Origin of the sequence: Comamonas sp. CAH-2, from assembly GCF_009668305.1 — a bacterium.
GTDB classification, from domain to species: Bacteria; Pseudomonadota; Gammaproteobacteria; order Burkholderiales; family Burkholderiaceae_C; genus Comamonas; species Comamonas aquatica.
Map to the genome: position 1 here is coordinate 84,974 of NZ_VSWF01000011.1, position 17,383 is coordinate 102,356.

At 67.4% G+C, this 17,383-nt stretch carries 14 protein-coding genes and 1 other RNA gene; 3 read left to right on the forward strand and 12 right to left on the reverse strand.

The genetic code is table 11. The features are described from left to right. Positions 1 to 42 precede the first annotated feature (42 nt). From FYM52_RS08985 to FYM52_RS09020, 8 genes are all read right to left on the reverse strand, one after another. Entirely contained in the window at positions 43 to 1,731 is a 1,689-nt protein-coding gene (locus FYM52_RS08985; protein ID WP_162524684.1) for an STAS domain-containing protein, read from the reverse strand. A gap of 42 nt (positions 1,732 to 1,773) precedes the next feature. After that, positions 1,774 to 2,490, reverse strand: a complete 717-nt coding sequence (gene dksA / locus FYM52_RS08990) for an RNA polymerase-binding protein DksA (RefSeq protein WP_234687746.1) — start codon at positions 2,488 to 2,490, stop codon at positions 1,774 to 1,776. A gap of 186 nt (positions 2,491 to 2,676) precedes the next feature. Continuing rightward, a complete protein-coding gene (locus FYM52_RS08995; protein ID WP_042411464.1) occupies positions 2,677 to 3,789 on the reverse strand; it encodes a GTP-binding protein in 1,113 nt (370 codons plus the stop codon). Positions 3,790 to 4,008: 219 nt separating this feature from the next. Next, positions 4,009 to 6,411 carry an EAL domain-containing protein gene (locus FYM52_RS09000; RefSeq protein ID WP_154163825.1) on the reverse strand — a complete coding sequence of 801 codons (2,403 nt, stop codon included), beginning with the start codon at positions 6,409 to 6,411 and terminating at the stop codon, positions 4,009 to 4,011. A gap of 176 nt (positions 6,412 to 6,587) precedes the next feature. Further along, on the reverse strand, positions 6,588 to 7,529 hold the full coding sequence (locus tag FYM52_RS09005) for a tyrosine recombinase XerC (protein ID WP_154163826.1): 942 nt from the start codon (positions 7,527 to 7,529) through the stop codon (positions 6,588 to 6,590). Positions 7,530 to 7,538: 9 nt separating this feature from the next. Further along, the gene (locus tag FYM52_RS09010) at positions 7,539 to 8,243 is read right to left on the reverse strand and encodes a DUF484 family protein (RefSeq protein ID WP_154163827.1); all 705 of its coding nucleotides are present in this window, start codon (positions 8,241 to 8,243) and stop codon (positions 7,539 to 7,541) included. Further along, the gene (gene dapF / locus FYM52_RS09015; protein ID WP_154163828.1) at positions 8,240 to 9,118 is read right to left on the reverse strand and encodes a diaminopimelate epimerase; all 879 of its coding nucleotides are present in this window, start codon (positions 9,116 to 9,118) and stop codon (positions 8,240 to 8,242) included. Before dapF ends, FYM52_RS09010 begins: the two co-directional genes overlap by 4 nt. 201 nt (positions 9,119 to 9,319) lie before the next feature. After that, positions 9,320 to 9,910 carry a YSC84-related protein gene (locus FYM52_RS09020; protein WP_043380388.1) on the reverse strand — a complete coding sequence of 197 codons (591 nt, stop codon included), beginning with the start codon at positions 9,908 to 9,910 and terminating at the stop codon, positions 9,320 to 9,322. 278 nt (positions 9,911 to 10,188) lie between these two features. On the opposite strand from FYM52_RS09020, the gene FYM52_RS09025 reads away from it, so the two are divergent. Further along, positions 10,189 to 10,578 (forward strand): DoxX family protein, encoded by a 390-nt coding sequence (locus FYM52_RS09025; RefSeq protein ID WP_154163829.1) that lies wholly within the window; start codon positions 10,189 to 10,191, stop codon positions 10,576 to 10,578. 65 nt (positions 10,579 to 10,643) lie between these two features. On the opposite strand, the gene FYM52_RS09030 is transcribed toward FYM52_RS09025, so the two are convergent. The 4 genes from FYM52_RS09030 to FYM52_RS09045 all read right to left on the reverse strand — a co-directional run bounded on the left by FYM52_RS09030 (position 10,644) and on the right by FYM52_RS09045 (position 13,761). Beyond that, positions 10,644 to 11,402, reverse strand: coding sequence for an RNA pseudouridine synthase (locus tag FYM52_RS09030; RefSeq protein ID WP_154163830.1), 759 nt, complete (start codon positions 11,400 to 11,402; stop codon positions 10,644 to 10,646). Next, positions 11,389 to 13,068 (reverse strand): MBL fold metallo-hydrolase, encoded by a 1,680-nt coding sequence (locus FYM52_RS09035; RefSeq protein ID WP_154163831.1) that lies wholly within the window; start codon positions 13,066 to 13,068, stop codon positions 11,389 to 11,391. The genes FYM52_RS09030 and FYM52_RS09035 overlap by 14 nt, the downstream gene beginning before the upstream one ends. Positions 13,069 to 13,218: 150 nt before the next feature. Further along, positions 13,219 to 13,556, reverse strand: an RNA gene (gene rnpB, locus FYM52_RS09040) — RNase P RNA component class A. A gap of 34 nt (positions 13,557 to 13,590) precedes the next feature. Next, entirely contained in the window at positions 13,591 to 13,761 is a 171-nt protein-coding gene (locus FYM52_RS09045) for a hypothetical protein (RefSeq protein ID WP_154163832.1), read from the reverse strand. 185 nt (positions 13,762 to 13,946) lie between these two features. On the opposite strand from FYM52_RS09045, the gene cysK reads away from it, so the two are divergent. Next, positions 13,947 to 14,867 (forward strand): cysteine synthase A, encoded by a 921-nt coding sequence (cysK, locus tag FYM52_RS09050; RefSeq protein ID WP_042411483.1) that lies wholly within the window; start codon positions 13,947 to 13,949, stop codon positions 14,865 to 14,867. 231 nt (positions 14,868 to 15,098) lie between these two features. Continuing rightward, on the forward strand, positions 15,099 to 16,943 hold the full coding sequence (locus tag FYM52_RS09055) for an ABC transporter ATP-binding protein (RefSeq protein WP_154163833.1): 1,845 nt from the start codon (positions 15,099 to 15,101) through the stop codon (positions 16,941 to 16,943). The last annotated feature ends 440 nt before the right edge of the window (positions 16,944 to 17,383 follow it).

A 17,383-nucleotide genomic window follows, 5' to 3' on the forward strand; every position in this document is an offset into this window, starting at 1 on the left:
GCTTTGCAAGCGCGCCGCTGCCACTTTTTACACATCCACCGATCAGGCGGCGACGGCCTGCACAGTGGCGTGCTCGTGGATACCGATGATGTGAAAAAACTCCGCCACCAGCTGGTGCAGCTGCGTGAAGCGCAGCTCATGGCCGTGGTTCTGCATCTCGGCCGCCCAGTTCAGCACGCTGCCAGCGGCCACAAAGTCCAGGCGGATGAGGTTGGCGCAGGAAATCTCCAGCACCTGCCCGCGGCGCGCCTGGGCACCCAAGGCATCCAGCCAGGGCTGGGCATCGCCTTCGATCACACCGGCCAGGCCCTGCCCCACCGGCATGGCCCCAGGGGTTTCACCTTCCTGCGGCAGCACCGCCCCCGCCTGCACCGACTGCAGGGAGGCCTCGTGCAGCACCGAGACATCGGCCTCGCCCTCTTCCTGGACGATGCAGTGGCACGCCGGCTCCACCCAGGACGGAGGCGACACCTCGTAGGTCACGCAATAGTCCAGCGCCACCTGCTCGTAGGCATCCATGCGGTGCACCAGGCGCAGCACCGCCATGCGCAGCAGCCACCAGGCTGCCGGACGGTGTGACTCGCCCACGGGGGTCTGTTGGTCCAGCAATTGCAGCAACTTGCCGGCATCGGACAGCACGAACTGGCCCTCGCTGTCGGCCCAGGCCGTGCACAGCCGGGTCAGCGGCAGCAGCGCGGCGTCGTCGATAGCCACCAGCCGCAGCCAGGACATGCACCAGGGCTGGGGCGCATCCTCCTGGGACGCGCGCAGGGCCGTGACCGCGCCCACCGTGAGCAACGCAGGGCTGGACCACAGGAACTGGCGCTTGCCGGGGTCCTTGCGCACCGCCCCCGCCAGGGCCGTCTGGCCCAGCCGGGCCGGCAGGGAGGACCACAGCGGCGCCGAACGACCAAAGTGCTCGGCATAGTCGATCGCCAGGGGCTCGAAGGTGTCCTCGTCCCCGGTGGCGCGGCACCAGTCGAGCATGGCATGCCACAGCCGGCACACCTTGTCCTCGTCCCGGGGCGTGGCACTGAGCGACTGCACCAGTTGCTCCAGCAAGCGGGTGCGGGCGCCTTCCAGGTCGCCATGGGCAAACAGGATGGCGGCTTCTTCCAGGTCCGGGTGGGGCTGGAACGCCCGCACCACGGTTGGGGGCACCACCACGGGGGCCGCGACCGCTGCTGTGGCAACCACGGGGGCCGCGGTGGGTATGGCTGGCGGTTCGGCCGGGACGGGGGTCGCCGCCTCCACGCTGGAGGCGGCCGGTTGCACCACACTGTCTTCGCCCAGCACCGGCAGGCGGCTCCAGCTGCGGGCCGGGCCACGCCGGCCGGCGGCATGCGGGGCCGCGGCCGCACCGGCCGCGGGCGGCTGGCGCCACCACTGGCCGGACATCTGGGCCTCGATCTCGTCGATTTTCTGCAGGGTGGCCGTGCTGCGCGTCTCCTGGCCCAGCAGCGAGGACAGGACCTCGGCCTCGCGCTCGGCCTCGGCATCGTGCACCTGGCCGATGGCCTGGCTGCGCTGGCGCAACTGCCGCAGCTGGGCAAACTCCTGCTGGCGGATGGCGTCGTTGCGGCGCTTGCGCGCCATGACCTCCTGCAGCGCCTCACGGGCCGTCAGACTATCGGGGTCGGGCGGAGCGTCAGCCTCCGTGGCGGAGGTTCCGCGCACGATGTGCATGACCTTACGAAAGAAACCGCCGGATTTGCCGCTGTCTGGTTGCATGGTGCTGCGCATGAAAAACCGTGCACTGGGCACGGTCCTGAATCAATCTCCGAACATCTTCTGCTTGAGTTCGCGCCGCTGTTGCGCTTCGAGCGACAGCGTGGCGGTCGGGCGGGCCAGCAGGCGGGGGACGCCGATGGGCTCGCCGGTCTCATCGCAGTAACCATAGTCGCCGGCGTCGATCCGGGCAATGGCCTGTTCGATCTTTTTGAGCAGCTTGCGCTCACGGTCGCGTGTGCGCAACTCCAGGGCGTGCTCTTCCTCGATCGTGGCGCGGTCGGCGGGATCGGGCACGACCACGGTGTCTTCGCGCAGGTTTTCTGCGGTTTCGCCGGCGTTCTGGTGCATGTCCTGCTTCAGCTTGACCAGCTTGGCGCGGAAATAGGCCAGCTGCACATCGTTCATGTACTCGTCATCGGACATGGCCACGATTTCAGCGTCGGTCAGTTCTTCGAGAGACTTGGTCTTCCAGTTGTTGGCGAGCTTGGGGTCGCGCTTGGTCACGATGGAAGTGGGCGCAGAAGTAGTCGTTGGCATGGTCTTGTTGGAAGCGGCCTTGGTGACTGCAGCAGGGGCTGCTGCAGTGGCCTTGGTTGGTTCATGGGTCACAGTGCGGGATGGGCTGCCCGCGGCGGTCTTGGCAGCAGCGGTGCTGGACTTGGCGGCCGTTTTCTTGGCCGCCGGCTTGTCCTTCTGCTCAGCGGTGGTGGCAGCCACTTTGGTGGTGGCTTTTTTCTTGCTCGTCTCGACTGCTGTCACTTCCTGTCTCCTCACAGTACTGGCACGGCCCCGTTGACGCCCCCTAGTGGCTGGAAGCTCCCGGGTTCTTCATTAGGGGCGCGATTGTATCGGTCAGATACTGCCATGCCCCTAAAGTTGCACATAACGCACAGACTTGTCTGGTTTAGCCCTGCCCTGCGCAGGGCAATGAGGGCCCGCGCGGGCCTAGACCAGGCACTGATCCAGGCCTTGGCGCAGGATGTCTTGCGGCAGGTCAATGCCGATGAAGACCATCTTGCTCTGTCGTTTTTCATCCGCGGCCCACTCGGGGCCCAGGTCGCTGCCCATCAGCTGGTGCACGCCCTGGAAGATCACCTTGCGGGTGGTGCCGCTCATGTGCAACACGCCTTTATAGCGCAGCATCTTGGGACCGTAGATGTTCACGATGGCGCCCAGGAAGTCCTCCAGCTTGGCTGGGTCGAAGGCCTTGTCCGCACGGTAGACGAAGCTCTTCACATCGTCGTCGTGGTGATGGTGGTGCGGGTGGTGGCAGTGCTCGCCATGCGCGTGGTCGTGGCCGCAGTCAGGGCCGTGGTCATGGTGGTCGTGCGCATGCCCGTGCTCGCAGTGGCCATGGTCGTGGTCGCAATGGCTGTGGTCGTGCGCATGGTCGTGGTCGTCTTCCTTGAGGAAGTCGGGATCGATGTCCAGCTTGGCGTTCAGGTTGAAGCCGCGCAGGTCGAACACCTCGTTCAGCGCCACATCGCCAAAGTGCACGGCCTTGATCGGCGCGCGGGGGTTCATGTGCTTGAGGCGGTGGATCAGCGCCTGCTTGTCGTCCTCGGTCACCAGGTCGGTCTTGGACAGGAAGATCTGGTCGGCAAAGCCCACCTGGCGGCGTGCCTCCTGGCGGTCGTCAAGCTGCTGGTTGGCGTGCTTGGCATCGACCAGGGTCAGGATGGAGTCGATCAGGTAGGTTTCCGCGATCTCGTCGTCCATGAAGAAGGTCTGGGCCACGGGGCCGGGATCGGCCAGGCCGGTGGTCTCGATCACGATGCGGTCAAAGTCCACCAGGCCCTGGCGGCGCTTGGCGGCCAGCAGCTGCAGCGCTTCGCGCAGGTCTTCGCGGATGGTGCAGCAGATGCAGCCGTTGCTCATCTGCAGGATCTGTTCCTTGGATTCGGTGCGCAGGATGTCGGTGTCGATGTTTTCTTCACCGAACTCGTTTTCGATCACGGCGATCTTCATGCCATGCGACTCGCTGAGCACGCGCTTGAGCAGCGTGGTTTTGCCCGAACCCAAAAAACCGGTGAGGATGCTGACGGGAATGAGTGCCATGGAAATACAACCTTGTCGCAATGCGCGCGCAACCGCGGCTGCGCTGCGCGGAAAGAGAAATCAAACCAGGGTGCCCAGACAGGGTGCCGGGCGCCGGAGGCGGAAAGTGTAGCCATGCCGCGAAGCACGTGGCGGCACCAGGGGCGTGTGCATTCTGAAGGTTTTTGGCAGTAGGCCCAGGCACAGCCAGCGCTGTCAGCTATGAATATTCATAGATCTTCACGCCGCCACCCGGTTTTCCAGCAGGCTGGCCATGGACGCCAGGTTCAAATCCCCCACCAGCACGCCAGTGAAGCGCCCCTGCGGCCCGTGGATGGGTACGGCAATCGTCAGGCAGAAGTCCTCGGTGGCGCTGGACAGGTAGATGGGTGAGACAAAGGGCTGGCCGCTGTCGCGCACATGCACGAAGTAGGACTGGCTGCCGCGCTGGGCGCCGGCGCCGCCACCGCGGATGCGGCCATACATGGCCGGGTTGATCCAGTTGGCGCAGATCTGCTGGCCGTCGGCGTCCAGCTCGAACAGCACCTCGAAGAAGGGGTAGGCCTTGAACACATGGTCCAGCGCATGCGCATCCAGCCCGCGCGGCTCCTGCAGCAGGCGCTGCAGGATGTCCAGCACCTGCACCTCCCAGCCGGACATGCTGGGGCTGCTGCTCTCGGGCTGGACCACCCGGGGGTGGGCCGCCTCCACCACGATGACGTTGCCGCCCGAGGTCTTGCCCACCTTCTTGAGCTTGGCGGCGCGCGCCGAAGCCTCCACGCTGTCCTGGGGCATGCCGGTGCTGCCGTTGACGCAGGACACGGACATGCTGGCCACGGGGTGGGCCTCGCCATCCTCGGTGACGAAATAGCCGCGCTGCAGGTCCTCGGTGTCGTACAGGTGCCGCGCCAGGGCATGGAACTGCGCCATGGCGCGCTGCAGCTGCGGAATCAGCAGGGCCACGGGGCGGTCGAACAGCACGATGAAGTCATCGCCGCCGATGTGGCCCAGGATGCAGTCCGGGCTGCTGGCGAACACGTGGCGCAGGATTTCGGCCAGCGTGCGGATCATGGCGTCGCCGCGCACAAAACCATAGCGGTCGTTGAAGGCCTTGAAATGGTCCAGATCGATGTAGACCAGCTCCAGCATGCCGTGCTTTCGCGCAATCCGCAGGTCGATGGCCTGGCGCAGCGTGGGCCCGGTCGGCAGCTGCGACAGCGGGTGCAGGCTGGCGCCGTGCTCTTGGCGCGCCAGCAGATGGGAGACCAGCATCATCGGCTCCAGCGTGCCGATGTAGCAGCCGCGCTCATCGACCACCGCCCAGGGGGCGGCATCCATGCGCTCCAGGTACAGCCGCCGGGACAGAGCCGTCAGCCCGATGTTGTAGGGCAGCATGCGCTGCAGCGGCTGTGCACCCTGGGCCACGGTGCGCAGCCCCGGCGACAGCGCCCTGCCGCGGTGCAAAACGCCCACGGGATGCCCAAAATCGGTCAACATGCACCAAGGCAGGTCGGGCGTGTCGCGGAACGCCTGGCGCACCAGCGTCAACGGGGTCTGGATGTCGAAGGACGGCGGGGTTTCGATCACGTCGGTGATGGAAAACCGGTCCAGGCGCGGCATGGCGACCGACTTGTCGGTCTTGGGCAGGGCCAGGCTGCCCCGCAACGGTGCATAGGCCGGCTTGGCAAACAGAAAACCCTGGACCAGGTGGATACCCAGCGAGCGGCAGAAAGCCACATCCTCCTGGCGCTCCAGGCCCTCGGCGACCACGATGGAGCCCAGGCGCTCGGCCATGGAGACCAGGGCCTCCAGCAGCACCGAGCGCACCCGGCTGCCGCGCGCCTGGTGCACCAGGCCCCGGTCCACCTTGATGAAGTCCGAGCGCACCATGGCCAGCACCGACAGGCAGTTGAAGCCGGCGCCCATGTCGTCCAGCGCAATCCGCAGCCCCTGGGAGCGCAGCGCGTCGCAGCGCTGGGCCAGGCCGGCGGGGTCGACCTGCTCGCTCTCGACCACCTCGATCACCACTTCGTGGTGCGGTATATCCAGGTCGTGCAGCCACTGCAGGAACTGGCTGGCCCAGGCCGGCTGCAGCAGGGTGGACGGCAGCACGTTCAGGAACAGGATGGCGCCGGGCTCCAGGTCGGCCACCTTGCGCTGCAGCGCCTTGTACTGCAGCGCCACATCCAGCGCGTCCAGCCGGCCCAGGTGGCGCGCCAGGGTGAAGGTTTCGTAGCCCGACAGCAGCTCGCCCTCGGGCGTGCGCAGCCGGCACAGGGCCTCGTGGGCATAGATGCGGCCGCTGTCGGCCAGATCGACGATGGGCTGGAAGTGGACCTCCACGTACTTGTCCATGCCCGCCTGCAGCCAGGGGTAGCGCAGCCGCGTCAGCAGCACCATGAAGGGCACGGCGTTGTCCAGCAGCAGGGCCGGGGACTGCTGGTCTGCCACGCGCACCACCGCCACCAGGGTCAGGGCCAGCACCTCGGCCTCGGTCTCCTGCGCCAGCTGGTCCATCACGCCCTGCAGCGCATCCGGGTGCGGCAGGCGGAACACCCAGACATTGCGCCCCATGCGCATGCCGTGCAGTCGGGACCAGACCCGGGGAATGTGGTGACCTTCGTATTTCAGGAGCAGTTCCATGACGCCATGCCGCAGATTTGTATAAATCTGTAAAAAGCAAAATTTGCACCACCTGTCGCTGGAAAAAATGTGAGCACACTGCGCTGATGGCAATGGATGATCCAGCGCAAAAGCACCTGAAAGTCATGAAGAATCAGCGCTGACAGCTCCTGTTCAAGGAGCATCCCCTCCGCACCTCAAGGCGATTTCTTGCGTGCCCGCGGGTGGGCCTGCTCATAGGCCTGGGCCAGGTGCTGGAAGTCCAGCCGCGTATAGACCTGGGTGGTGGTGATGTTGGCGTGGCCCAGCAGCTCCTGCACGGCGCGCAAATCACCGCTGGACTGCAGCACATGGCTGGCAAACGAATGGCGCAGCACGTGCGGATGCACGGCGGCCGCCAGCCCGGCCTGCTGGCTGCGCTGGCGCAGGCGCAGCCAGATGGTCTGCGGCGTGATGCGCGCGCCGCGCACGCCCAGGAACAGGGCCGGCGCATTCCAGCCGGCCGCAAAGCGCGTGGGACGGATCGCCAGCCAGCGCTGCACGGCGGCACGCGCCGGCGCCCCCACGGGCACGCTGCGGCGCTTGCCGCCCTTGCCGGTCACATGCACCAGGCCGGCCTGCAGGTCCAGCCAGCCCAGGCCGTCACCGGCCTGCACATCCAGGTTCGCCAGCTCGCTGACGCGCAGGCCGCTGCTGTACAGCAGCTCGGTCATGGCCGCGTCACGCGCTTCTTCCCAGGGATCGGCTTCCGGGCTGCGGTAGTCCGCCAGCTGCACGGCGGCGTCCACCCCCAGCGCCTTGGGCAGGGGCTTGGGCGTTTTCGGCGCGCGGATGCCCTCGACGGGGTTGCGCTCCACCCAGCCCTGCCAGGCCGCCCAGCGAAAAAAGCCGCGCCAGCACGACAGCCACAGCGCAATGCTGCGGCCATGCCGGCCCTTGGCGTGCAGGCTGGCCACGAAGCGGCGGATGTGCTGGGGCTGCAGCGCCAGCACCGCGGGCCCGGCCTCGGCCGCCAGGGCCTGCAGTTGCTGCAGGCCTTCGGTGTACAGGGCCACGGTGCGCGCGGCCAGCCGCCGCTCGCTGGCCACATGCTGCAAGTAGGCCTGCAGCTGCGGCGCGAGCGCGGCGGTGTTGGCCATGCGGGGGACTCAGTTGCCCGCGGGCATGACGCGCAGGCGCCCCAGGGCGGCGCTGGCCTGTTCGGCGATGCGCGAGAGGAATTCCGTGCCCATGGTGGCATCGAAACGCAGCGGATCGGTCGAGCCCAGCACCAGCAGGCCGAAGGCGGACGACTGGCTGTCGTTGGGGCCTTCGCGCAGCGTCAGCAGCGCCAGGGACTGCACCGCGTCGGGCTTGGGCAGCCAGGCGGTGGGCTCAAAGCCCAGGTTGGGGCCGCAGAACGGCATGGTCAGCGAGGTGGCGAAGGCCTTGGCGTCCTCGCTGACGCCCATGGTGAACATCGAGCCCAGGTAGGGACCGGCCACGCCCCAGACGCGGATACCCACCTGGGGCACGTCGAACTCCTTCTGGATGCCTTCGGCGATCGCGTGCGGCAGCTGGCGCACGTCGGACACCGCCGCCAGGGCACAGCTCCAGCGGTGGATCTTGTGCGCGATGGCCGAGTTCTCGCTGCTGTTGCGCACCATCTCCATGATGCGCTGCTCCAGCCCCTTGATCTTGTCGCGCAGCATCTCCGCCTGGCGCTCCTGCAGGCTCACGGCACGCTGGCCATGACCGCTGCTGAGCTGCACGCTGGCCAGCATTTCGGCATGGCGCTCAAAAAACTCGGGGTGCTGCAGCAAATAGTCGGCAATGCTGGCTTCATTCATGGCGGGTGTATCGATGCTGTTCATAGTTCGTCAGGAAGATGGATCTGGCCTTCAAACACGGTGGTGGCGGGGCCGGTCATCAGCACGGCATCCTGCGCGCCGCCGGCCCATTCGATGGTCAGCAGGCCGCCGCGAGTATGCACGTCCACGCGGTGATCCAGTTCACCCAGAAGGATACCGGCAACCACCGCCGCGCACGCCCCGGTGCCGCAGGCCAGCGTCTCGCCGGCCCCACGCTCGAACACGCGCAGCTTGACCGCCGTGCGCGACAGCACCTGCATGAAGCCGGCGTTGACACGCTGCGGAAATCGCACATGGGTTTCGACCTGCGGGCCGACCGTGGCCACCGGGGCGGTGTCCACGTCCGGCACCAGCTGCACAGCGTGGGGGTTGCCCATGGACACGGCCACCACCTGCACCTGGGACACCGGGGCCGGTGCCTGCAGGGCCAGCGGCCACACCAGGGCCTGGCCCTGGCGCTGCTCGGGCAGCCCGCTGGCATCGAACGGCACGCGCGCCGGCTCCAGCACGGGGGCACCCATGTTGACCGTGACGCGGCCATCGGCGGCCAGCGCCGGCGCGATCACACCAGCCAGGGTCTGCACCCGGATCACGGTCTTGGGGGTCAGGCCCTTGTCGTGCACGAAACGCGCAAAGCAGCGGGCACCGTTGCCGCATTGCTCCACCTCGCCGCCATCGGCGTTGTGGATCACGTATTCAAAATCCACCCCTTCGGTGGGCGCGGGGCGTACGGTCAGGATCTGGTCGGCCCCGACGCCGAAATGGCGGTCCGCCAGGAAGCGGTAATGGGCCGGCGTCAGCCCCAGGCGGCCCTGGGTTTCGTCGAGCACGACAAAGTCGTTGCCAGCGCCTTGCATTTTGGTGAAGCGGATGTGCATAGCAGTGCAGCGGTTGAGCAATGGTTTCAGCGCGGTCCGCGCGCACCTCGCCCACGGGGGACGCGCTGGACCCAAACCCCGGCATCCTACCCCCCAAAACCCGGCCCTGCAGGCACCCTGCCGGACAAAGCACGGCCCGCCCCCCGGTTCGGCATAAAAAAAGACCGGCAGGGCCGGTCTTGGGGGTGCCAGGCGGGATGCTTACATGCTGATCTTGCTGATCTTGCTGCCGTTGACCGACACGCCGGCTTCCAGCCCGGCGTTGTTCAGCACGTAACTGCTGACCGGTGCGTTGGCCGTGGTGGTGTCGATGCCGCCGTTGGCGCCGGCCTTGCCCACGGCCACATTGGCGTCAGCCCCGACGGACCAGCCATCGCTGCTCAGGAACTTGTTGTAGGCATCCTGGGCGCTGAACACGTAGATGACGGCCTTGGACTGGCCCCCCGCCTGCCAGCCAATCGAGGCCGCCGTGGTGCTGTAGTAGCCGCGCGTGGTGCCGTTGGAGCGCAGCACGCACTTGCCGTGCTCGGCACCGATCACGAAGCTGCCGCCGATCACGGCCGGGCACACCAACACGCCGCGCGACTTGGCCACCAGCTCGCGGGTGCCAGGCATGGCGCTGTACAGGCGGTTGAGCGCCGCCGTGGCCTGGGACTCCAGCTCGGCACGGCTGGAGGGCGCAGCCCCCTTGCCCTGGGTGTTGCCCGTGGTCGTACAGCCCACCATCGCCACGGTAGCCGCAGCCATGCCGGAAGCCAGCACCAGGGAACGCACAGAAAAAGACTTTTGCATAGGAAACCCCTCGACAGTGAAAACGTTGTGGAAACCTGCCCATCCCCCTTGCGGTATCCGTCTGGCCGACGTCCTGGGTGGTGGGCGGTGACAAGCATCGTAGGCGCTGCGCAACCGGCTGGCACGCACCCTGTCCAGTTCCCGCCGCTGGCCTACAGCCAGCCGGCAGCCTGTCTGCCATCGGTGCCGGAATGCGCGCACAAGTGCAGCAAGAAAGCCGTTTTTTCCCTGTTTTCCCGCAGACCATCCCCGCACCGCATGCTTTAGGCTGGGCAGCCATGAGCTTCTGGAAACATTTTCACCATCCCCTGGCCGCCATGGTGCTGTTGCGCGTCACCCTGGCTGTGCTCCTGCTGTTCCACGGCTGGGCCAAGATCACCGGCGGCATTGCCGGCATTGAAGCCCTGGTGGTCAAGGCCGGGCTGCCCGCCTTCCTTGCCTATGGCGTGTTCATCGGCGAAGTCATCGCCCCGCTGCTGCTGCTGGTTGGCCTGTGCGTGGTGCCGGCCGCGCTGCTGATCGCCGTCAACATGCTGGTGGCCCTGGTGCTGGTGCATGGCCCGCACTGGCTGCAGATCAGCAAGAGCGGCGGCTGGGCACTGGAGTTGCAGGCCTTCTTCCTGATCACCGCCCTGGTCGTGGCCATGAGCCACAGCCGCAGCAAATAACCCGCCAGGCACAAAAAAGCGCGCCCGGGGCGCGCGAGGGTGCGGGGTCTGTGTGCCGACCCGAATCAGAAACGCTCCCAGGGCATGGCATAGCGCCACTGCCCTTCGGCCAGCTTGGCCATGGAGATGCGCCCCATGCGCAGGCGCTTGAGGCCCAGCAGCTTCAAACCCACGCCGGCACACATGGCCTCAATCTCCTCGGGGTAGATGCCCTTGAGCGCAAAGCGCAGGTGGTGATCGCTTTGCCAGCTGACCTTGGTGCGCGGCAGGCGCTTGCCGGGGATGGCCGAGCCGTTGCACAGGCGCTCCAGCCCTTCGGCATCGAGCTGGCCCTGCACCTGGGCGATGCACTCCTGCTCCAGGTACAGCACGTCCTCGGTCAGCTTGCGCGCCACGCGCCGGTCCTGGGTGAAGACGGTCAAGCCGCTGGCGGGCACGGGCAGCGGCTCCAGGCACTCCAGGTGCTGGAAATGCTTGTGCAGCAGGCGGATGGGCGCCGGGGTATCACCCTGGTTCCAGCGCTCCGGCACCAGCAGGTCCAGTGCGCTGCGCGGGCCGCCTGCCTGCACCGAATAACCGGCGGGCTTGTGCAGCAGCAGGGTGACCGGGGGCACCGGTTCGGGCTTGGCTCCGGCGGTGACGGTCAGGACCTGCGCCGGGCCCACGCGGGCGCCGGCTTGCTCAACGGTCTGGCCGTCCACCTGCACGGCGCCAGCCTCGATGTACAGCTCTGCCTCGCTGCGCGAGCACTGCATTTGCTCCGCCAGTCGCTTGGACAGGCGCACGGTGTTGTCGTTGTTGTGGGGAAATTCAGTCGGTGACATGCAGCAAGCCTAAAGCACGAATGCGTTCCACGTGCGCCATCAGGCTTCTTTCGGCCAGCTTCCACAGCGTCGAGGGCGTGTCGGCATAGGCCTGGGCCACCCAGTCCTGGACCGAGCCCTCGGGCTGCTGGCGCATGGCGGCCAGCACCTTGGCCTCGCGCGCCAAGCGGTGGGCCTTGAGCCGGGCGATCACGCCCTGCGCATCACCCAGCACATAGCCATGGGCCGGCAGCACGAACTCCACGCCCTGCGCAGCGCACAGCGCGGCCAGCTTGTCCAGGCTGTCGAGGTAGTCGCGCATATTGCCGTCGGGAATGTCGATGACCGGCGTGGTGCCGTTCAGGATGTGGTCGCCGCTGAACAGCAGGGCGTCCTCCTCCAGCAGCAGGCACAGGTGGTTGGCCGCATGGCCCGGCGTGTGCACGGCGCGCAGCGTGTGGCGGATGTTGGAAGTCTTTTCGGCCTCCAGCCCAAGCGGGGCGAGCGTGATGCGCTCTCCATCTTGCAGCGCCACATCGGGCACGAACTGGCTGTTGGCACGCGCCGTCGGGGCCGAGGGCAGGCCATGGATCATGGGCTTGTCCCGCCCCTGCTGCACGCACAGCGCCTGCAGCAGGAAGGCGCCCGGGGAGTGGTCGGCGTGCGAGTGCGTGCAGACGATGTGGCGCACATCGCCCCCGGCGGCCTCCCACAGGCGCTGCACGTGGTCGGCATCGGCCGGGCCGGGATCGATGGCGATGAAGCCCGTGGCCGCCTCGCCGACCAGGTAGCTGTTGGTGCCCGGGCCGGTCATCACATTCGCGTTGGGAGCCGTCAGGCGCCACAGGTTCTTGCGCAGCGGCACGGCGCGCTCGCTCTGCCAGTCCAGCGGGTGCAGGATCTGCCCATCGGGGCAGACCATGGCCAGCTCACCGAACGGGGCTTCGTCTTCCATGCAGCGGTGCTGCTCGCCACGCAGCAGGCCGGAGCGCGGCGCGCTGGCCCACAGCGGCCCGGCGGCCACGGCGTCCAGCACCGCCTGCACGCTGGGGTAGCGCGCCAGACGCGCCAGGGTACGCAGCGTGGGAAAGATCATGGGCATCTGCCCGGCGGCATGGCGGTCCAGGGCCTGCTGCGGCTGGATCCAGACCGGCTCGAACTGCTCGGCCTCGTCGGCCACCGGGGTCTGCCCGGCGGGCATGCGCGCCACGAAGAAGGGAACGGCAAAGCGCTTGGGCAGGTTGCGGTCGGCCGTCCAGTGCGCCAGCTGCCAGACGCCGCGCACGTCCAGGCGCAGGCCGCGCTGCGCCAGCTGCGGCCACAGCGGGGCGTGGCGGTCCAGGGCATCGACATCGGCCTGGGTGGCGGGCCGTCCGTCGGCGTGTACGGCCAGCAGCAGGCCCATCTCCTCCAGGCTTTCACGCAGGGCGGCGATGGCGGCGGTCAGCGCCCCGGGGGCCATGCCATCGCGGTGCGCCACCTGGGCGTGGGCCTGGGCGTCCTGGGCCTCGATGCCGCCGCCCGGAAAGACGTAGGCACCGGGCACGAAGCTGGCCTTGTCGGAGCGGCGCGTCATCAGCACCTCCCAGCCCCCTTCGGGGCGGTCGCGCAGCAGCAGCAGGGTGGAAGCCTCCAGGGGCGTGACCGGCACGCGCTGGGGGTGGAGCAGTTGTTCGGGTCGCAGCATGGCGCCCATTATTGATGCGGACGCGGGCTGCGCGCTGTCGCCCGTGGGCACAACGCCAGGACCTTGTGCGGGTCTGCCGAAGGGCGGCACGGAGCCCCCAAAAAAGCACAGGGCCCGGTCGATGACCGGGCCCTGTGGGGTGTCTGCAAAGTGTGAAGTCCGCCGATAAGCCGGATTCTGTGCATGGGCTTGCGCCCATGTGACTGCCATTACTCTGGGCCGGGGGTCGCCCCACCGGCTCGATGCTACCTACCCGCACACTCCGGGGGCCCCGTCAACGTGTGCCTACTTGGTATTGCTGCGCGTAGAGATTGCCCGTTTCACCCGGGCCGGTTTACCTTGCGGTACGCCTGCCCGACTACGTCTCTGTTGCTCTGATCCTCACCTCACGGTGGACAGCCGTTAGCTGCTACGCCGCCCTATGCAGTCCGGACGTTCCTCCAGTGCCGTGTTTCCACGCTTGCACCAGCGGCAGTCTGGCGAACTTCACGGGTGCCATTATCGTCCATGGGCCCGGCGTTTTCAGGTGCTCGCCGAAATCACCCGGATGTCGTAGACGATCACCCCCATCAGGCCCAGCACCGCCAGCTGCATCAGCAGGATGCCCCAGCGGTTTTCACGGTAGGAAAAGCCCACCATCAGCGACACACAGACCACCGTCATGGCCACCATGTTGATGTGCAAAAGTGACATGGACAACGCCCTCCTTCTTTTTGGTGCTGCAAAAAGTATGCGCCATGGCCCCACAAAATCGAAGTGCGGCGCAAAGGCCGCCTGAAACACTGCGCTTATCCAGACCGGCATATGCATATCGCCGGAGGTATGAACAAGTGCGCCAGAATGTGCAGCCTGTGCCCTCATCCACCCAAGGAGATGCCATGAAATTCGACAACGTCCTGCAGACCATCGGCAACACCCCCATCATCCGCATGCACCGCGTGTTCGGCGCCGGCGCCAACGTCTGGATCAAGTCGGAGCGCGGCAACCCGGGCGGCTCCATCAAAGACCGCATCGCCCTGTCCATGGTCGAGGATGCGGAAAAGTCCGGCGCGCTCAAGCCCGGTGGCGTGATCATCGAGCCCACCAGCGGCAACACCGGCGTGGGCCTGGCCCTGGTCGCCGCCGTCAAGGGCTACAAGCTGATCCTGGTGATGCCCGAGAGCATGTCCATCGAGCGCCGCCGCCTGATGCTGGCCTACGGTGCCAGCTTCGACCTGACGCCCAAGGAAAAGGGCATGAAGGGCGCCATCGCCCGCGCCCAGGAACTGGCCGCGCAGACGCCCGGCGCCTGGATCCCGCAGCAGTTTGAAAACCCCGCCAACGTGGCCGTGCACGCCGCCACCACGGCCCAGGAAATCCTGGCCGACTTCCCCGAAGGCCTGGACGTGCTGATCACCGGCGTGGGCACCGGCGGCCACCTGAGCGGCGTGGCCCAGGTGCTCAAGGCCAAGTTCCCGCACCTGAAGGTGTTTGCCGTGGAGCCCGCGGCCTCGCCCGTGATCTCCGGCGGCAACCCCGCGCCCCACCCCATCCAGGGCATTGGCGCAGGCTTTGTGCCCAAGAACCTGGACACCAGCCTGCTGGACGGCGTGATCCAGGTCGAGGCCGAGCCGGCCCGCGAATACGGCCGCCGTGCCGCCCGCGAAGAAGGGCTGCTGGTCGGTATCTCCTCCGGCGCCACGCTGGCGGCGATTGCCCAGAAGCTGCCCGAGCTGCCCGCCGGCGCCAAGGTGCTGGGCTTTGCCTACGACACGGGCGAGCGCTACCTGTCGGTCGAAGGCTACCTGCCCACGGCCTGAAGCCCCCCTCGCGCAGCGGCCCGCAGCACGGCCGCCGCCCCCGACCACCACACCGGCGTGTGGTGGTTTATTTTATAGCTGCTGGCGCACACCCCTGGACCAAACCCCAGGCTTTCGCGCTGAATCGCTGGCTGGACAAGCGCCATCTGCTCTTACTTTTATTTTTCATTCTCCTTGCCCTGCCGAGGGCATGCCTGCCGCCTACCATCGAAGGCACAAGGAGAAGTCATCTTGTTCGGATATTTTGAAAAACGGGTGCCGCCCTATCCGGCGGAAGATCCCCAACTGCCCCCTGCGGGCTTCATCGCTTTTCTGTGGGCCTGCACGCGCGGCATGCGCGGCTGGATCGTGCTGCTGACGCTGACCAGCGCGGCCCTGTCCATCTACGAAGCCTTTCTGTTTGCCGTCATGAGCCAGGTGGTCGACTGGCTCAGCGCCACGCCCATGGCCGATTTCTGGCAGCAGCAGCGCGGCAGCCTGCTGGGCATTGCCGCCATCTTGCTGGGCAGCATCGGCCTGCTGGCACTGCACACCATGGTCATGCACCAGGTGCTGGCCATCAACTTCCCGATGCGGCTGCGCTGGGTCTTCCACCGGCTGATGCTGGGGCAGAGCATGTCCTTCTACGCCGACGAATTCGCCGGCCGCATCACCACCAAGATCATGCAGACCGCGCTGGCGGTGCGCGAGGTGGTATTCATCGTCGTCGACGTGCTGGTCGGCGTGGCCGTGTACTTCCTCAGCATCCTGCTGCTGGCCGGCAGCTTCGACGCCTGGCTGCTGCTGCCCTTCGGCCTGTGGCTGCTGAGCTATGCCGGCGCCTGCTGGTACTTCGTGCCGCGCCTGGGCCAGATCGGCAAGCAGCAGGCCGATGCGCGCTCGCTGATGACCGGCCGCGTCACCGACGCCTACACCAACATCGCCACCGTCAAGCTGTTCGCCCACACGCGCCGCGAGGCCGAGTACGCGCGCAGCGCCATGGACGACTTCAAGCGCACCGGCTATGCGCAGATGCGCCTGGTCAGCCTGTTCGAGCTGACCAACCACATCATGATCACACTGCTGATCCTGAGCAGCGCCAGCATGGCGCTGTGGCTGTGGGCCCAGGACCAGGCCGGTGCCGGCGTGGTCGCCGCGGTGATCGCCATGGCGCTGCGCATCGCCGGCTACTCGCACTGGGTGATGTGGCAGATGACGGGCCTGTTCGAGAACGTGGGCACCATCCAGGACGGCATCACCACCCTGACCAAGCCGCGTACCATCACCGATGTGCCCCACGCCCAGCCGCTGCGCGTCACCCAGGGCGCCATCGCCTTCGAGGACGTGCACTTTGCCTACAAGGACGGCGGCAAGCAGGTCATCGACGGGCTGAACCTGCACATCCGCCCCGGCGAGCGCATCGGCCTGATCGGCCGCTCCGGCGCCGGCAAGTCCACGCTGGTGAACCTGCTGCTGCGCTTCCACGAGGCGCAGTCGGGGCGCATCACCATCGACGGCCAGGACATCACCCAGGTCACGCAGGACAGCCTGCGCGGCGCCATCGGCATGGTGACGCAGGACACCTCGCTGCTGCACCGCTCCATGCGCGACAACATCCTCTATGGCCGACCTGACGCCAGCGAGGCCGAGATGCGCGCCGCCGCCGAACGTGCCGAAGCGGCCGAGTTCATCGACACCCTGACCGACCGCCATGGCCGCAGCGGCTACGACGCCCAGGTGGGCGAGCGCGGCGTCAAGTTGTCCGGCGGCCAGCGCCAGCGCGTGGCGATTGCACGCGTCATGCTCAAGGACGCGCCCATCCTGCTGCTGGACGAGGCCACCAGCGCGCTGGACAGCGAGGTCGAGGCCGCCATCCAGCACAGCCTGGACAAGCTGATGCATGGCAAGACCGTGATTGCCATCGCCCACCGCCTGTCGACCATCGCCGCCATGGACCGCCTGATCGTCATGGACCAGGGCCGCATCGTGGAAGCCGGCACGCACCAGCAACTGCTGCAGCTGGGCGGCATCTACGCCAAGCTGTGGACCCACCAGAGCGGTGGCTTCCTGAGCGAGCTGGCCGAAGGCGAGGTCTGAGCCACTGCACTGCCCCGCCGCCCAGCCCGGGACGCGGGGTGGCGCCCGCAAGGATTGCGCGCGCGCACCAGTGGTGCGACAGGGGGCACAACGGCATCGCCAGGCCCCCGGCCCAGGGGGCATACAGGCCCCCACCAGGCACCCCCGGGCAGACCGTGGCGGGGCGCAGACGCTGCGGCCGCCAACCCTTGATCCAGCACAAATCCCGCACACATTCGGCCCCGCAGGGCCGATGAACGGCAGCGTGTCTAGACCCGGTCTACCTAGCATGTGAGGCCGTTTGGCGCCACCCACCAACATCAGACTGGGGGCACCGGCCCGCACTCACCCCAAGGGACACCACATGCACGCCACCATCGAACGCCCCCCGGCTCCGGCCGTACGCCGCGTTCCCGCCCCCGCTGCGGCGCCGTCGGCCCGCACCCCACGCCCCGCTGCCG